The following is a 15,129-nucleotide window of genomic DNA, read 5'->3' on the forward strand; positions in this document are numbered from 1 at the left end:
CCCTATCTCTTCCCGCTATGATCCTTAGGAAGGATAGTAACTTTACGATAAGGTTCTTTTCCTTCCGAAAAAGTCTCTATCTCACGTGACTTTTGCAAGGCATGATGAATGATCTTTCTTTCTCTCGCATTCATTGGCTCGAGTGTTACCTTTTGCCTTGTTTTCAAAGCCTTGTTTGCCAGACGAGATGCTAAATGCTCTAACGACTGTTTTCTTCTTTCACGGTATCCTTCAGCGTCTACCGTAAGCCGAAGATATTGATCAGAGTGACGGTTTGCAACCAGATTAACAAGATACTGAATAGCATCTAACGTTTTTCCTCTTTTTCCGATAAGAGACCCTAAATCTTCCCCTGTCAGATGAAATTCAATATCCTTTCCTTCTCCCTTTTCCTCTACCTCTGCCTTTACTTCCATGTCCTGCAGAAGCTGTTTTAAAAAGGATAAAGCTTCTTCTTTTGGCTGAGGTTTCACCTGCACCTTCAGTAAAGCAGGCTTGTTTCCAATGAACCCGAGGAACCCTTTTTGAGGTTCTTCAAGTACCTCGTACTCCACTTCGTCTCTTTGTGCTTCAAGGTCGTTAAGTGCTTGAGATAAGGCTTCTTCAATCGTTTTACCGGAGACCTTAATCGTTCTCACTACTTTTTCGCTCCTCCTGCTTCAGCATCAGCTTTTTTCTTCACATTCGGACCAGTAATAAAGTACGTTTGGACAATCATAAACAAGTTACCGATAACCCAGTATAATGCAAGTGCTGCCGGGAAGAAGAAAGCAAATACTGTAATCATGATCGGCATCATATAAAGCAAAATTTTCATTTGCGGGTTATCTGTAACCATCATCATTTTTTGCTGAATGAATGTGGTTACCCCTGCAATCAGCGGTAAGATAAAATCCGGGGAATCGAGAGGGAACCATAAAAATACATGTCCTTCAATTTCTCTCGTCCTCATAATTGCATGGTAAAAAGCAATAAGAATCGGCATTTGAATGAAGATAGGCAGACAGCCCGCCAATGGATTGACTCCCCGTTCCTGGAACATCTTCATTGTTTCCTGCTGAAGCTTTTGCTGTGTCTGCTGATCTTTTGCACTGTATTTTTCTCTTAACTTCTGCATTTCAGGCTGAAGTTCCTGCATTGCTTTGGCGCTTTTTGTTTGTTTAATCATTAACGGCAGAATTAAAATACGAAGGATAATCGTTACAATAATGATCGAAAGACCATACCCGTAATCTCCTTGAAAGTATTCAGCTATCGTAATTAAAAGCCACGAGAGCGGATACACAAAAAAAGAATCCCAAACACCTTCGCTGTCAGCTGTGATCGGATCCTCAATGTTGAAACATCCAGTCAAAAAAACCATTAAACCAACAAGCATTGCTGCCAAACCTAGTTTCTTGCTCACTACCCTTCCTCCTTGACTATATCTAAGTATGAGCAGGCTTTATAAAAAATTCCCGCACCATGTTGGGTGTCGAGATGAGAAAACAAACAGCGTGCCATTGGACGCTTGTTCTTACTGCACGACCACAAACATAATTGTTTTCACAGTCTTCCTCCCCTGCCAGTCCCAGTTGTCCACTCCCGCTTCTTCCTGGAGAAAACGAACATTTCAGGTCACAGAACCTTTCTCATAAAAACCTACAATTTTGGTCAAAAGACACTACTTTTACTATTGTAGCGAAGAGATAACAAGAAATAAAGATATCATTCTATGAACAATTTTGTTCCTGTTATTTTTTTCTTATGTTTTTTGGAGATTGCTGCCTTGATTGTCTGGATGATCTTAATATCTTTCCCCTTTTCATTACATGAATAAGGCTCTTCTTTATTTCATGGTAATCCATATTGGCTACAGGATTTCTTGCAATAATTACGTAATCTTTCTCTTGAAGCATGTCATCTTTAAATTCCCTGACAAGCTCACGAAGGTGGCGCTTAATCCGATTTCTGGTTACAGCGTTCCCTACTTTTTTGCTGACCGTAAGTCCGACTCGAAAGTGCTCCTGACCTGGTTTATCCATAACATAAATTACTAACTGCCGATTGGCAAAAGAGGTCCCCTTTTGGAACACAGCACTAAATTCTTCATTTTTTTTTATTCTGTACTCCTTTTTCATCCCAGCACCTCATTAGACAAAAAATATGTAATGAAAAAAGTGGATTTCACACTTATAAGTTCCCCTTCTTTTTAAAACATACAAATAAAAGAGAAAAAAAGACCACTGTCACAATCAGTGGCCTTAAGCAGATAATACTTTTCTTCCTTTTTGACGACGACGCTTTAATACATGACGTCCATTCTTTGTGCTCATACGCGCACGGAAGCCATGAACCTTTTTACGCTTACGATTATTCGGGTTAAAAGTTGGTTTTCCCATTCTATATGCACCTCCTGAGGTTTATCTTCTATAAACAAGACATCCTGTAGAATTATATAGAGGAAAGACAAACATGTCAAGATGCTTCTGTTTTTTTATATTCACATAGGTCAAAGGTAAATGGAAACACTCCTCTAATTAAAAAGGCTTTGTATAACTTTGTTGTTTATTTACGCTCGCTTGCTCCTAAACGGTGCAACATCCATTCCTGCATCACTTCATTCACGGTGTCCTCTATGTCTCAATTTGCCATAGTCTTGGGGAAAACACCTTTTGGGATCTTCGGATAATGCTATTCCCGATGTCGTATGCGTTTTTTCTCCCATAAGAAATCAACTTTCTTCTTTATCAGAGCATAAAAAAAGAAATTCTGCCTTCCCTATTCTTTTCTGCCTGCCTAAAAAATGAATTTCCCTAAATGATGTAATCTTTGTTCCTTGTAACCGAATTTGCCTTTGTGGATAACTTTGGTGTTCTTTTTTTTAGTTTTCGACACCTTTTCGACAAGTTGTACACACCATCTTGTGGTGTGGATAATTATTGTACACAAGGGGTAGAGTTGTGTGGATAAGTACATATAATCCCGTTGCTAACGCTCTTTTTTTTTGATATGATATATTTGTTTTTACTCTGGACAACTGTGAACAAGGTTTTTCTTATCCACAGCTGTTGATAACTGTGTTGATAACTTTCCACAGGCTCTGTATATGCTTGTCCACATTTTACTTCCAGTTGTGGACATTCCTTCTTCCTACTATATTATATATACATGTTTATTTGTGCTGATTTTTTGTGCATAAGTACTGAAGTATTTTTATACATACAGGGTGAACATTTCTTATACAACTGACCTTACGAGGGCTTCCTTCTTATTTTCACAATGAAGTTGGGAAGCCTTTCTTGCCTTGTTTTTCTCGGAAGGGAAGACAATATTACTGACAAAAGGAGGGTGCACGGATTGGAGAATATAACTGATTTGTGGAATCAAACACTCGAGCTTATTCAAAAAAAAGTGAGTAAGCCCAGTTTTGAAACCTGGCTGAAGGCAACTCAAGCAGCAGATATAAAAGAAGACATGATCATTGTAAAAGCACCCAATGAATTCGCCAGGGACTGGCTTGAAAACCGATATTCCGACATTATTTCCGATACATTAAAGGACATTACCGGCGCTGCTTTGCAGGTGAAATTTATTATCCCGGATGATGAGGAAACAGATCAGTTTTCAGTTGAGGAAGATTTGAAGAAATCCCCTCCTAAAGCCCAGGCTGCACAAGAAGAAATTCCAAAAAGCATGTTAAATGACAAATATACGTTTAACACGTTTGTCATTGGCTCAGGAAACCGATTTGCCCATGCTGCTTCTTTAGCAGTGGCCGAAGCACCTGCTAAAGCGTACAATCCCTTATTTATATACGGTGGTGTAGGACTTGGGAAAACTCACTTGATGCACGCAATCGGGCATTACGTCATTGACCATAATCCCAGTGCTCGCGTGGTGTATTTATCTTCTGAGAAATTCACTAATGAGTTTATTAATTCTATCCGTGACAACAAAACGATTAACTTTCGAAACAAGTATCGAAACGTTGACGTTCTTTTGATAGATGATATTCAATTTCTAGCGGGGAAAGAACAGACTCAAGAAGAATTTTTCCATACGTTTAACGCCCTGCACGAAGAAAGCAAACAAATTGTGATCTCAAGTGATCGTCCACCAAAAGAGATTCCCACTTTGGAAGATCGGCTCCGCTCCAGATTTGAATGGGGGTTAATCACAGACATTACGCCTCCAGACCTGGAAACGAGAATTGCGATCCTGCGAAAAAAAGCAAAAGCAGAGAAGCTTGATATCCCAAATGAAGTCATGCTTTATATCGCAAATCAAATAGATACAAATATAAGGGAGCTTGAAGGAGCTCTGATTCGAGTGGTCGCTTATTCTTCGTTAATTAACCAGGATATGAATGCCGATCTTGCTGCAGAAGCCTTAAAAGATATCATCCCTTCAGCTAAGCCGAGGGTTGTGACCATACAGGATATTCAAACGCAGGTAGCCGGACACTTTCAAATTCAAAGAGATGAACTCATGGCAAAAAAACGAACAAAAACGATCGCTTTTCCGCGACAGATTGCTATGTACCTCTCAAGGGAAATGACAGATTCATCTCTGCCTAAAATCGGGGAGGAATTCGGCGGAAGAGATCACACGACAGTCATTCATGCTCATGAGAAAATTTCAAAATTAATGTCGTCTGATGAAGAATTACAGCAAAAGGTGCAGGAAATTATCGACAAGCTTAAAGGATAATGTGCAAAACCAGTAAAGTTACACACACACTATCCACATGTGGATTTCTTTGCCATTCCTGAACTCTTCTGACTTATCCACAGTATAAACACCCTCTATTACTACGACGATTTTTTTTATTAAATAATAAATATATGTTAAAGGGAGATGAATTATGCATTTTGTCATAAACAGAGAACAATTTGTACACGGGGTACAGCATGTAAATAAAGCTGTTTCTTCCCGTACAACAATCCCCATATTAACGGGCATAAAAATTTCAGCTTCACAAACAGGCGTCACTTTAACAGGAAGTGATTCTGATATATCCATAGAAGCGTTTATTCCATCAGAAGAAGATGAAAAAAGAAATGTGGAAGTAAAAAATGAAGGAAGCATCGTACTTCAGGCAAAATTCTTCGCTGATATCGTAAAAAAACTCCCTGGTAATGAAATAGAGGTAAGTGTTCAAGATCAATTTGCGACCACTTTACGATCAGGAAGTGTAGTGTTTAATTTAAACGGACTGGATCCTGAAGAGTACCCGCGTTTACCACAGCTTGAGGAAGATCAGACGTTTTCGTTGCCCCAAAGTCTGTTGAAAGATATGATCAGACAAACAGTTTTTGCAGTGTCCTCTCAGGAAACACGCCCCGTGTTGACAGGTGTAAACCTGGAAATAGAAGACCAGACACTTTCCTGTACTGCAACAGACAGTCACAGGCTGGCACTTCGGACGGCTCCTGTGGAAACAAACATGGAGGAACTGGAAATAAGCAACGTCGTGATTCCAGGGAAAAGCTTAAACGAACTAAGCAAGATCGTAGAAGACAGCGAAGACTATATAGACATTGTAGTAACCGAAAGCCAAGTTCTGTTTAAACTTAAGAACCTTTTGTTTTTCTCTCGTTTACTCGATGGAAAGTACCCGGTAACAAAAAATATGATTCCAAGCCAGTCAAAAACGCGCATGGAAATCCACACAAAAGAGCTTTTAAATTCACTCGAACGTGCCCTGCTGTTGTCCAGGGAAGCAAAAAACAATGTCATTAACCTAAAGACGCTTGATCAAACAACAATTGAAGTGAGCTCGGTATCTGCAGAAGTAGGGAAGGTTACTGAAAAAATCACGACCGAAAAGCTTGAAGGAGAAGAACTCAGGATCTCTTTTAACGGCAAAAACATCATGGATGCCTTAAAAGTCATTGATAGTGAAGTGATTGATATCATGTTTACTGGAGCTATGAGTCCTTTTGTCATTCGTCCGACTGACCATAACCAAATGCTTCACCTTTTTTCACCCGTCAGAACATACTAAAAAGAGTATTGAGTTCTCAGCCGATTCCCCGCTTTCCCAAAAAAGCGGGTTTTCTTTTGATAAAGAAAAAAACAAAAAGGGTAAAATAATAAAATGTAAAGACAATAAGGAGTAGAGCCTTAAGGAAAAAAAGAAATCCAAACAGCCTATTGGCGTATGGACGAGAGTTTAGTAAAATATAAGATGTATCCATGTGCCTTGCGGAGGCATACATTTTTTATTTTGGTAAAGACCTTATTTTCCTGATTGAAAACTGGTGACAAAAAGGAGGGAGCAAGGGATGGAGCAAGTGAAGATTTCAACAGAATATATTACTCTTGGTCAATTCTTAAAAGAAACCGGGGTCATCGATACAGGCGGAATGGCCAAGTGGTTTTTATCTGAACATGAGATTCAGTTAAATGGAGAGCCGGAACAGCGAAGAGGGAAAAAGCTCTATGACGGGGATGAAATAGTTATTAAAGGGATAGGGCAGTTTGTTGTTTCCGCTCCTAGTTAGAGGGATGCTTTTTGCATATTGAATCGCTTTATTTAAAACAGTATAGAAATTATGAAGAGCTGACCCTGCAATTTGAAAATAAAATCAATGTTATAATAGGGGAAAATGCTCAAGGGAAAACAAACCTTATGGAAGCTATCTATGTGCTTGCTTTTACAAAATCCCACCGGACTCCCAGGGAGAAAGAGTTAATAAACTGGGATGAGGATTTTGCTCGCATCCATGCCCAGCTTTCGAAATCATCAGGCCCGTTTAGTCTTGAAGTGATCCTTTCAAAAAAGGGAAAAAAGGTTAAATATAATGAATTAGAACAAAGAAAGTTAAGTGAATATATAGGGGCATGCAATGTAGTCATGTTCGCACCAGAAGATTTAAATTTAGTGAAGGGCGCCCCACAAGTCAGGCGCCGATTTATTGATATGGAAATAGGGCAGATCAGTTCGGTTTATTTGCATGATCTTGCTGTCTATCACCGGATATTAAAGCAACGAAACCAGTTGCTGAAAGACATGTTTTCCAAGTCAGGCACTCAAGCCGATATGATGCTGGAGGTGCTGACTGAGCAATTAATAAAAGCAGCAGCCAAGTTAGTCGAAAGGCGTTTCCACTTTCTGAACATGCTGGAAAAATGGGCGAAGACGATTCATAAAGAAATCAGCCGGGGAAAAGAGGAGCTGATTCTTTCGTATGTCCCTACTGCAGAGGTATCAGAAGGCATGGAATTGTCGATGATAGAAGAAGAATACAAACAAGCATTTGGGAAAGTAAGAGATAATGAGAAACGCCGCGGTGTGACGCTAGTTGGTCCTCACCGGGAAGATATTAAATTAACGGTAAATGACAGGAACGTGCAAACATATGGTTCACAGGGACAGCAGCGAACGACCGCTTTATCATTAAAGCTGGCTGAAATAGAACTAATTCGAGAAAACATCGGGGAATACCCGATTTTATTATTAGACGATGTTCTTTCTGAATTAGATGATCACCGTCAGTCTCACCTTTTAAATACGATCCAGGGCAAGGTGCAGACCTTTGTAACGACAACCAGCGTTGAAGGTATAGAGCATGAGACACTAAAGCAAGCTTCCATGTTTTATGTAGAAGATGGTCGTTTGCAGCAGAAGAAATGAGGGGTATACGATGTTTATCCATTTAGGCGGTGACACGGTAATCCGCGCTAAAGACGTAGTGGCAATCTTAGATTATGAAACAAACAAGTCTTCAGCAATCAGTCAGCAGTTTTTAAATGCCAAAGACAAGAAAGACATCATAGAAATTTCTGCAGATTTGCAAAAGTCGATTGTCGTAACTGACGATATCCTTTACTTTTCACCTATTTCCTCATTAACCCTTAAAAGAAGGGCTTCAGTTGTGTCAGGTATTGAGGATTATAGTGAAGAAGAAACCGTGCATGACAATTAATGGGAAAGCTCCCATATAAAAATAGATCGTAAGCAAGGAAGAAATTTCCGAATCTTTTTTTCAGCATGACGAGGTAACTGAACGGAAAGCACAGTCGCTCAAGGAAGCTGTGATATTTCCATAGGAAGTGAAGGTGAATAAATTGTCCATGGAACAACATTCATATGATGAGAGTCAAATTCAGGTCTTGGAAGGTTTGGAAGCCGTAAGAAAACGCCCGGGAATGTATATTGGCTCTACAAGCGGACGGGGACTCCACCATTTAGTGTGGGAAATTGTTGATAATAGTATTGATGAAGCGATGGGCGGATATTGTGACACAATAGAAATCGCTGTGGAAGAAGATAATAGCATTACCGTGCAAGATAACGGGCGCGGGATCCCTGTCGGCATGCATGAAAAAATGGGCCGACCTGCTGTTGAAGTGATTATGACCGTTCTTCATGCAGGAGGTAAATTTGGCGGCGGCGGTTACAAGGTATCAGGCGGCTTACATGGGGTAGGAGCTTCTGTTGTGAACGCTCTGTCAGAACTTTTAGAAGTAGAAGTGCACAGAGAAGGAGAAATCTATTTTCAAAGCTTTAAAAGAGGTGTGCCCCAGCAGGATCTAGAGCAGATCGGCACGACAGAAAAGCGGGGCACGAAGATACATTTTAAGCCTGACCAGGAAATTTTTCAGGAAACCCAGGAGTTTGATTTTGATACATTAGCAACCAGGCTTCGGGAGCTGGCCTTTTTAAATAAAGGCCTCAGAATTATTTTTACGGATAAGAGAGAAGAAGAAGAAAAGAAGGTAGAGTATTACTACGAAGGAGGCATCGCTTCCTTTGTAGAATACTTGAATCGCTCTCGTGATACTTTGCACGAAAAGCCTATTTTCATTGAAAGTGAAAAAGAAGGTATTCAGGTTGAAATAGCCGTCCAATATAATGACAGCTTTGCCAGTAATATTTATTCATTTGCTAATAACATAAATACCCACGAAGGCGGGACCCACGAGTCAGGCTTTAAAACAGGCCTCACACGTGTGATCAATGATTATGCCCGTAAGAACAGCCTCTTTAAAGAAAACGATCCTAATCTTACAGGAGAAGATGTAAGAGAAGGGCTGACAGCTATCATTTCGGTGAAGATTCCCGATCCGCAGTTTGAAGGGCAGACAAAGACAAAGCTAGGAAACAGTGAAGCCAGAACGATTACTGATTCCTTGTTTTCAGAAGCTTTTTCACGTTTCTTAATTGAAAACCCGGACACTGGAAAGCTGATTGTGGAAAAAGGACTGATGGCTTCAAGGGCTCGGGAAGCAGCGAAAAAAGCCAGGGAGCTTACAAGAAGAAAAAGCGCCCTGGAAGTAAGCTCTCTTCCTGGAAAACTCGCAGACTGCTCCACGAAGGATGCTTCTATCAGTGAAATTTATATAGTGGAGGGCGACTCAGCCGGAGGATCAGCAAAACAAGGGAGAGACCGGCACTTTCAGGCAATTCTTCCTTTGCGCGGTAAGATTATTAATGTGGAAAAAGCAAGGCTTGACAAGATCCTTGCAAATAATGAAATACGTTCAATTATCACTGCCTTAGGTACCGGGATTGGCGAAGAATTTGATATCTCAAAAGCAAGGTATCATAAGATTATTATTATGACTGATGCCGATGTGGATGGCGCCCATATTCGAACGCTTATCTTAACCTTTTTCTATCGATACATGCGTCCCCTTATTGAAGAAGGATATGTATATATTGCCCAGCCTCCTCTTTACAAGGTTCAGCAAGGAAAAGCGATCCACTATGCGTATTATGAAAAGGAACTAGATCAAATCCTGGAAGAGCTTCCTAAGCAGCCTAAACCAGGGTATCAGCGCTATAAGGGGCTTGGTGAAATGAACCCGGATCAGCTGTGGGAGACTACGATGGACCCTGAGACACGTACAACGCTGCAGGTTACCTTGGAAGACGCCATGAAAGCCGATGAAATTTTCGAAACGCTTATGGGCGACCGTGTGGAACCACGGCGAGATTTTATTCAGGAAAATGCACATTATGTTAAGAATCTAGACGTATAAGCAAGAGGGTGGGGAAAAGGACCCTGCCCTTTCCTGCTTAATATTGGTAACAGGGCAATAGAATCCAGAGCCCACTGCCAGGACGTTACCGGAAAGAAATGGAGGTAGTAGGATGGCAGAGAATGAATCCAGAGTAAGAGAAATAAACATAGGACAAGAAATGCAGACGTCTTTTTTAGACTATGCCATGAGCGTAATTGTCAGCCGTGCTTTGCCAGACGTAAGAGATGGTTTAAAGCCTGTGCACCGCAGAATTTTATTTGCTATGAACGAATTAGGCATGACACCGGATAAGCCATACAAAAAGTCAGCGCGTATTGTCGGAGAGGTTATTGGGAAATACCACCCGCACGGTGACTCTGCCGTTTATGAAACGATGGTAAGGATGGCACAGGATTTTAGTTTCCGTTATATGCTTATCGACGGACATGGAAACTTTGGATCCGTAGATGGAGATGCAGCAGCTGCCATGCGTTACACTGAAGCGCGAATGGCCAAGATCTCAATGGAAATGGTTCGTGACATTAATAAAGACACAATCGACTATCAAGATAACTATGACGGGGCAGAAAGAGAGCCCATTGTTCTTCCGTCACGTTTCCCTAACCTCCTTGTTAATGGAGCCGCCGGCATTGCTGTAGGGATGGCTACCAATATACCTCCTCACCAGCTTGGTGAAGTGATTAATGGAGTGCTCGAGCTCAGCGAGAATCCGGAGATCTCAATTGAAGAATTAATGGAACATATCCCAGGTCCTGACTTTCCAACAGGGGCTACGATTTTAGGACGAAGCGGCATTCGAAAAGCATACTTAACCGGACGCGGTTCCATTTTAATTCGTGCGGTAGCTGAAATAGAAGAAAGCCCGAATGGAAAACAAGCAATTATTGTAACTGAGCTTCCCTACCAGGTAAATAAGGCACGGCTGGTAGAAAAGATAGCGGAACTTGTCCGGGATAAGAAGATTGAAGGAATCACAGACTTAAGAGACGAATCGGATCGCACGGGCCTTAGAATCGTAATTGAAGTCCGCAAGGATGCAAACGCAAATGTGTTGTTAAATAACTTATATAAGCAGACGGCATTGCAGACGAGCTTTGGCATCAATATGCTGGCCCTCGTTGACGGACAGCCGAAGGTGCTGAACTTAAAACAATGCTTATCATATTATTTAGAGCATCAAAAAGAGGTAATTAAACGAAGGACTGCTTTTGAACTCCGTAAAGCAGAAGCAAGGGCTCACATATTGGAAGGACTGCGAATAGCTCTTGACCACCTTGATGAAGTGATTGAATTAATTAGAAGCTCTCAAACAACGGAGATTGCAAGAAACGGTTTAATGGATCGGTTCTCTTTAAGTCAGGATCAAGCACAGGCCATCCTTGATATGCGTCTTCAACGTTTGACTGGATTAGAGCGGGATAAAATTGAAAACGAATATAAAGAATTAATGGCCAGAATTGCAGAACTGAAAGCAATCCTGGCAAGTGAAGAAAAAGTCCTGGAAATCATCCGCGAAGAGCTTATTGAGCTTAAAGAAAGATTTAATGACAGCCGCCGAACAGAAATTACTGCAGGCAGCAATCATATTGAAGATGAGGACTTGATTCCTAAACAAAACGTAGTGATCAGTATCACTCACCAGGGATATATTAAGAGACTTCCTTTATCCACCTACAAAAGCCAAAAACGAGGCGGGAGAGGAATACAAGGAATGGGAACCAACGAGGATGACTTTGTAGAGCATTTATTTACTACAAACTCTCATCACACCATTCTCTTTTTTACTAACAAGGGGAAGGTTTATCGTTTAAAAGGGTATGAAATTCCTGAATTAGGACGAACGGCAAAAGGAATTCCAGTGATTAACCTGCTGCAGATTGAAAAGGATGAATTTATCAGTACGGTGATTCCAATCCAGGATTTCAGCGAAGATTCCTCGTTATTCTTCCTTACAAAAAAAGGAATAGCAAAACGTGCTTCCCTGTCAGCATTTGCAAACATAAGAAAAGGCGGCCTGTTTGCTATTAACCTGAGAGAGGACGATGAGCTTCATGGCGTGCGTTTGACCCACGGGGATGATGAACTGCTTATTGGAACAAAGAATGCAATGGGCATCCGTTTCCATGAAAAAGACGTCAGGCTCATGGGCCGAAGTGCTACAGGGGTGAAGGCCATCAGCCTTGCAGAAGATGATGAAGTGATAGGGATGGACATCATTAAAGAAAATGAAGATGTCCTGATTGTTACAAATAAAGGATTTGGCAAGAGAACTCTCCCAGAAGAATTCAAAGTACAGAACCGGGGAGGAAAGGGTCTTAAAATAGCGACTCTTACCGAAAGAACAGGCCATCTTGTTGCCCTGAGATTTGTAGCGGATCAGCAGGATATCATGATTATGACCGTACATGGGGTATTGATTCGTATACGTGCAGAGGAAATATCCAGATTAGGCCGCTATGCGCAAGGGGTTACCTTGATACGTGTAGGAGAAGGTGAAGAAGTGGCTACCGTTGCACCAGTGGAAATCCCTGAAGAAATCGAGGAAGAGCTCGACGAAACAGAGGAAGAAACTGAAGAAGGAAATGAAGCTGCCAAAGAAACCAGTGAGACGGAAGCTTCTGCAGAAGAAGCAGTAGAAGAAGTAGAAAATATGGATTCGGAAGAAGAATAATACAGGCAGCAAAAAAGAATAACAATGGTTTACCAAGGATCAACTTTCGGCCAAACGGGCCGGAGGTTGATCCTTTTTATTTATAATCAAAAAGCATAGCCTTTCATTTCCTTGAAAGGTATGATGAAAGAAATAAAACAAAGAGTTTAAGGAGCGTAATCTGATTAATTGATCTAAGCTTGAATGCCTTAAAAAAGGAAAAAGAAGACAATCGTCATGGTTAGAGGAGAATGAGGATGAGAGTATACTCAAAGGAAGTAAAAGCAGGCTTTATATTGAAAGAAGACGTGTTTGTATCTAAGAATGTTCCTTTGTTGAAAAAAGACACGGTGCTGGAGGAATCTCACTTAGAAATACTGGAGGTCTTTCTTGTAGAGAGTGTGGAAATTGTAGGAACAGGCTCCCTTTTAGAAAAAGAAAACAGCCAAAACGAAAGAAGTTCAGAGAATAGTTCTTCTGAAGTAAACCAAGAAAGCAGCCTTGCTTCTTCCAAAACGTCCCTTTTTTTGTATCGGTACAAACAGGCAGTGACGACCTTTACTAAACTTTCCAGAGAGTGGGTGAATAAAGAAAAGGTAGATAGTAAGAAGCTGGAAGGGTTCTTTACTGGCCTTGTTGAAGAAATGGACAAGATTCCGCCCATACCTTTGTTTCTTAATCAATATTCCATTAAGGAAGACTACCCTTATCACCATGCTGTCAGTACCGGATTACTCTCTTACTTTATAAGTAAAAAGATGGGGTATACACCAAAAGAGAGCATTCAGATAGCTGAAGCTGCTGCATTATGTGATGTGGGAATGCTTAAGATAGGAAGATCCCACCTGGATAACAAAGGGATATTAACAGAAAAGGAATATGAAATTGTAAAAAAGCATCCATATGTAAGCTATAAAATGGTCAGGGAAAATATAGCCTCCAACGAAATGGTCCTGGCTGTTCTTCAGCACCATGAAAGAGAAGATGGAAGCGGATATCCTACAGGTGTAAAAAGTGATCAGATCCATCCCTTTAGTCAAATAGTAGCTGTGGCAGATGCCTACCATGCCATGACAACAAACCGCCCTTACCGTTTAGGGCAGTCACCGTTTAAGGCGGTAGAAGATATATCGTTAAAAAACTTTGGCAAGTTTTCCCCTAAAGTAACTGAAACTCTTCTGGAGAGTTTAATTACACTTTCAACTGGCCTTACTGTGAAATTGAACAACGGTAAAAAAGGAAAGATTGTGTTCATAGATGACAAAGCACCTTCTTGCCCTGTTATCTGCATGGAAGATACTGAGAAGGTTATTCAGCTTTCTGCAAAAGATCTTTACACAATCAAAGAGGTAGTTGTTTGGCGCTGATAAAGATCTTCAGGATACTATGGGGTATAGTAAGGCTGAAAAAGAAAGGGAACTTTTTCTCGTACAAGGGCAAGATAAGCTTTTATAAAAGAAAAATCACTGGTTGTTTGATGGGTGATCAGCTCTCCCCACCATTCCGTTTCATATCTGCATATCATGCTTAGGTTATACAAAAGAAGGTAATGAATCAGTAATTCATGTAAACCAGTATGCTTCTCCACGTCAGGAAGAAGGTAATAACGATTTTCATGATCTTGAAGGAGAGTTTTTTTAAAGGCAGAATTCTCTATAAGAGAGGAAGAATAAGAAAGCACGGAAGAACCTTCTTCTTTCAGTACGGCTTTCATCTCCTTTTTCGAGATCCATTCCTTTACATTTTCTCTTTCGGTCTGGCCTATTGGCTGCTGGCTTTTAATCTCAAAGAATTCAGGATGGAACTCTACGGTTAGCAATGGTGGATAATTGTGAATAAAAGTAAAAAGTTCATAAAGCTCAGGGATCTGCAAAAGCAGATGACCCATTGACCATTTTTCTCCTTCTACGTGTTTCATGTGGAACATAACGCTGGCCGTATGTGAAAAGAGTCCATTTTTTTGAATTTTTACTTCGTCATCTAAAAAACAATAGCTTCTTTTCTTGCGTTTACGAGTACTGACACCGTGGGCCAGCACATGGGAGGAGCTCGGGTAGTGAGGGTCATAGAGAAGGACAGTTCCTTTAAGCAAATCAACGAATCCATAAAAATAGAGCAAAGGCTGAAGAGCTAAAGGGGAAGAGTCAGCCTGTTCAAAGAGCATCCTGCCAAGCTTCCAGTAATGGGAAAGAGGGGTGGTGTTGTTGTAACTAAATGCCTTCGCCTCACGAAAGGAGTTGGACTTATAGTGCTGGTAAAGAAATCGCTGAAGCATATCCTGCCCTTCTAAAGGGAGAAAAAAAGAAAAGGATTGATCGAGAGAATTCATGCCTGAGGCTCCTTTTTTAAGTATAAAGAGTTTTTGTGTCCATAGTTTTTTGAATGTTTAAACTTCAGATAATTAGCATTAAAAAAAGACAAAAAATGATAAGATATGAAAAATAACATTTTGTGTCCTCAAATCACTCATTGAAATGGTGTCTTCTTAGTTAAGAAGACAGCTT

General features: G+C 40.7%; 13 protein-coding genes. 8 read left to right on the plus strand and 5 right to left on the minus strand.

Annotated features, from left to right (window positions below; translation table 11 throughout):
• Window positions 1-2 precede the first annotated feature (2 nt).
• The 4 genes from jag to rpmH all read right to left on the minus strand — a co-directional run bounded on the left by jag (window position 3) and on the right by rpmH (window position 2,381).
• The gene (jag, locus tag ACFPU1_RS02450; RefSeq protein ID WP_385938144.1) at window positions 3-638 is read right to left on the minus strand and encodes an RNA-binding cell elongation regulator Jag/EloR; all 636 of its coding nucleotides are present in this window, start codon (window positions 636-638) and stop codon (window positions 3-5) included.
• Complete coding sequence (gene spoIIIJ, locus ACFPU1_RS02455) at window positions 638-1,405, minus strand: YidC family membrane integrase SpoIIIJ (protein WP_054636246.1); 768 nt, start codon at window positions 1,403-1,405, stop codon at window positions 638-640. The genes jag and spoIIIJ overlap by 1 nt, the downstream gene beginning before the upstream one ends.
• Before the next feature lie 328 nt (window positions 1,406-1,733).
• Window positions 1,734-2,120 carry a ribonuclease P protein component gene (gene rnpA, locus ACFPU1_RS02460; protein ID WP_385938147.1) on the minus strand — a complete coding sequence of 129 codons (387 nt, stop codon included), beginning with the start codon at window positions 2,118-2,120 and terminating at the stop codon, window positions 1,734-1,736.
• Window positions 2,121-2,243: 123 nt separating this feature from the next.
• Window positions 2,244-2,381: a 50S ribosomal protein L34 gene (gene rpmH, locus ACFPU1_RS02465; protein WP_054636244.1), complete on the minus strand. Its 138-nt coding sequence runs from the start codon at window positions 2,379-2,381 to the stop codon at window positions 2,244-2,246.
• Window positions 2,382-3,339: 958 nt separating this feature from the next.
• Here rpmH and dnaA point away from each other — a divergent pair.
• The 8 genes from dnaA (at window position 3,340) to ACFPU1_RS02505 (ending at window position 13,992) form a co-directional block, all read left to right on the plus strand.
• Window positions 3,340-4,692, plus strand: coding sequence for a chromosomal replication initiator protein DnaA (gene dnaA / locus ACFPU1_RS02470; RefSeq protein WP_054636243.1), 1,353 nt, complete (start codon window positions 3,340-3,342; stop codon window positions 4,690-4,692).
• Between the two features lie 154 nt (window positions 4,693-4,846).
• On the plus strand, window positions 4,847-5,989 hold the full coding sequence (gene dnaN, locus ACFPU1_RS02475) for a DNA polymerase III subunit beta (RefSeq protein ID WP_054636242.1): 1,143 nt from the start codon (window positions 4,847-4,849) through the stop codon (window positions 5,987-5,989).
• 280 nt (window positions 5,990-6,269) lie between these two features.
• A complete protein-coding gene (gene yaaA, locus ACFPU1_RS02480; RefSeq protein WP_385938152.1) occupies window positions 6,270-6,488 on the plus strand; it encodes a S4 domain-containing protein YaaA in 219 nt (72 codons plus the stop codon).
• 11 nt (window positions 6,489-6,499) lie between these two features.
• A complete protein-coding gene (recF, locus tag ACFPU1_RS02485) occupies window positions 6,500-7,621 on the plus strand; it encodes a DNA replication/repair protein RecF (protein WP_385938155.1) in 1,122 nt (373 codons plus the stop codon).
• Window positions 7,622-7,631: 10 nt separating this feature from the next.
• Window positions 7,632-7,913, plus strand: a complete 282-nt coding sequence (gene remB / locus ACFPU1_RS02490; protein ID WP_054636240.1) for an extracellular matrix regulator RemB — start codon at window positions 7,632-7,634, stop codon at window positions 7,911-7,913.
• A 148-nt stretch (window positions 7,914-8,061) separates the two neighbouring features.
• Entirely contained in the window at window positions 8,062-9,972 is a 1,911-nt protein-coding gene (gyrB, locus tag ACFPU1_RS02495) for a DNA topoisomerase (ATP-hydrolyzing) subunit B (protein ID WP_385938158.1), read from the plus strand.
• Between the two features lie 112 nt (window positions 9,973-10,084).
• Entirely contained in the window at window positions 10,085-12,646 is a 2,562-nt protein-coding gene (gene gyrA, locus ACFPU1_RS02500; RefSeq protein ID WP_385938161.1) for a DNA gyrase subunit A, read from the plus strand.
• Window positions 12,647-12,882: 236 nt separating this feature from the next.
• Complete coding sequence (locus ACFPU1_RS02505; protein ID WP_385938164.1) at window positions 12,883-13,992, plus strand: HD-GYP domain-containing protein; 1,110 nt, start codon at window positions 12,883-12,885, stop codon at window positions 13,990-13,992.
• A 17-nt stretch (window positions 13,993-14,009) separates the two neighbouring features.
• Here the strand turns inward: ACFPU1_RS02505 and ACFPU1_RS02510 are convergent, their stop codons facing one another.
• A complete protein-coding gene (locus ACFPU1_RS02510; RefSeq protein WP_385938167.1) occupies window positions 14,010-14,954 on the minus strand; it encodes a YaaC family protein in 945 nt (314 codons plus the stop codon).
• Window positions 14,955-15,129: the final 175 nt, after the last annotated feature.

Source organism: Thalassorhabdus alkalitolerans (genome assembly GCF_042656525.1).
Lineage (GTDB): Bacteria > Bacillota > Bacilli > Bacillales > Marinococcaceae > Thalassorhabdus > Thalassorhabdus alkalitolerans.

Coding starts and splice junctions, on each gene's coding strand:
- rnpA (WP_385938147.1), bottom strand. CDS start 2,120: ATGAAAAAGGAGTACAGAATAAAAAAAAATGAAGAATTTAGTGCTGTG.
- rpmH (WP_054636244.1), bottom strand. CDS start 2,381: ATGGGAAAACCAACTTTTAACCCGAATAATCGTAAGCGTAAAAAGGTT.
- dnaN (WP_054636242.1), top strand. CDS start 4,847: ATGCATTTTGTCATAAACAGAGAACAATTTGTACACGGGGTACAGCAT.
- yaaA (WP_385938152.1), top strand. CDS start 6,270: ATGGAGCAAGTGAAGATTTCAACAGAATATATTACTCTTGGTCAATTC.
- remB (WP_054636240.1), top strand. CDS start 7,632: ATGTTTATCCATTTAGGCGGTGACACGGTAATCCGCGCTAAAGACGTA.
- gyrB (WP_385938158.1), top strand. CDS start 8,062: ATGGAACAACATTCATATGATGAGAGTCAAATTCAGGTCTTGGAAGGT.
- gyrA (WP_385938161.1), top strand. CDS start 10,085: ATGGCAGAGAATGAATCCAGAGTAAGAGAAATAAACATAGGACAAGAA.
- ACFPU1_RS02505 (WP_385938164.1), top strand. CDS start 12,883: ATGAGAGTATACTCAAAGGAAGTAAAAGCAGGCTTTATATTGAAAGAA.
- ACFPU1_RS02510 (WP_385938167.1), bottom strand. CDS start 14,954: ATGAATTCTCTCGATCAATCCTTTTCTTTTTTTCTCCCTTTAGAAGGG.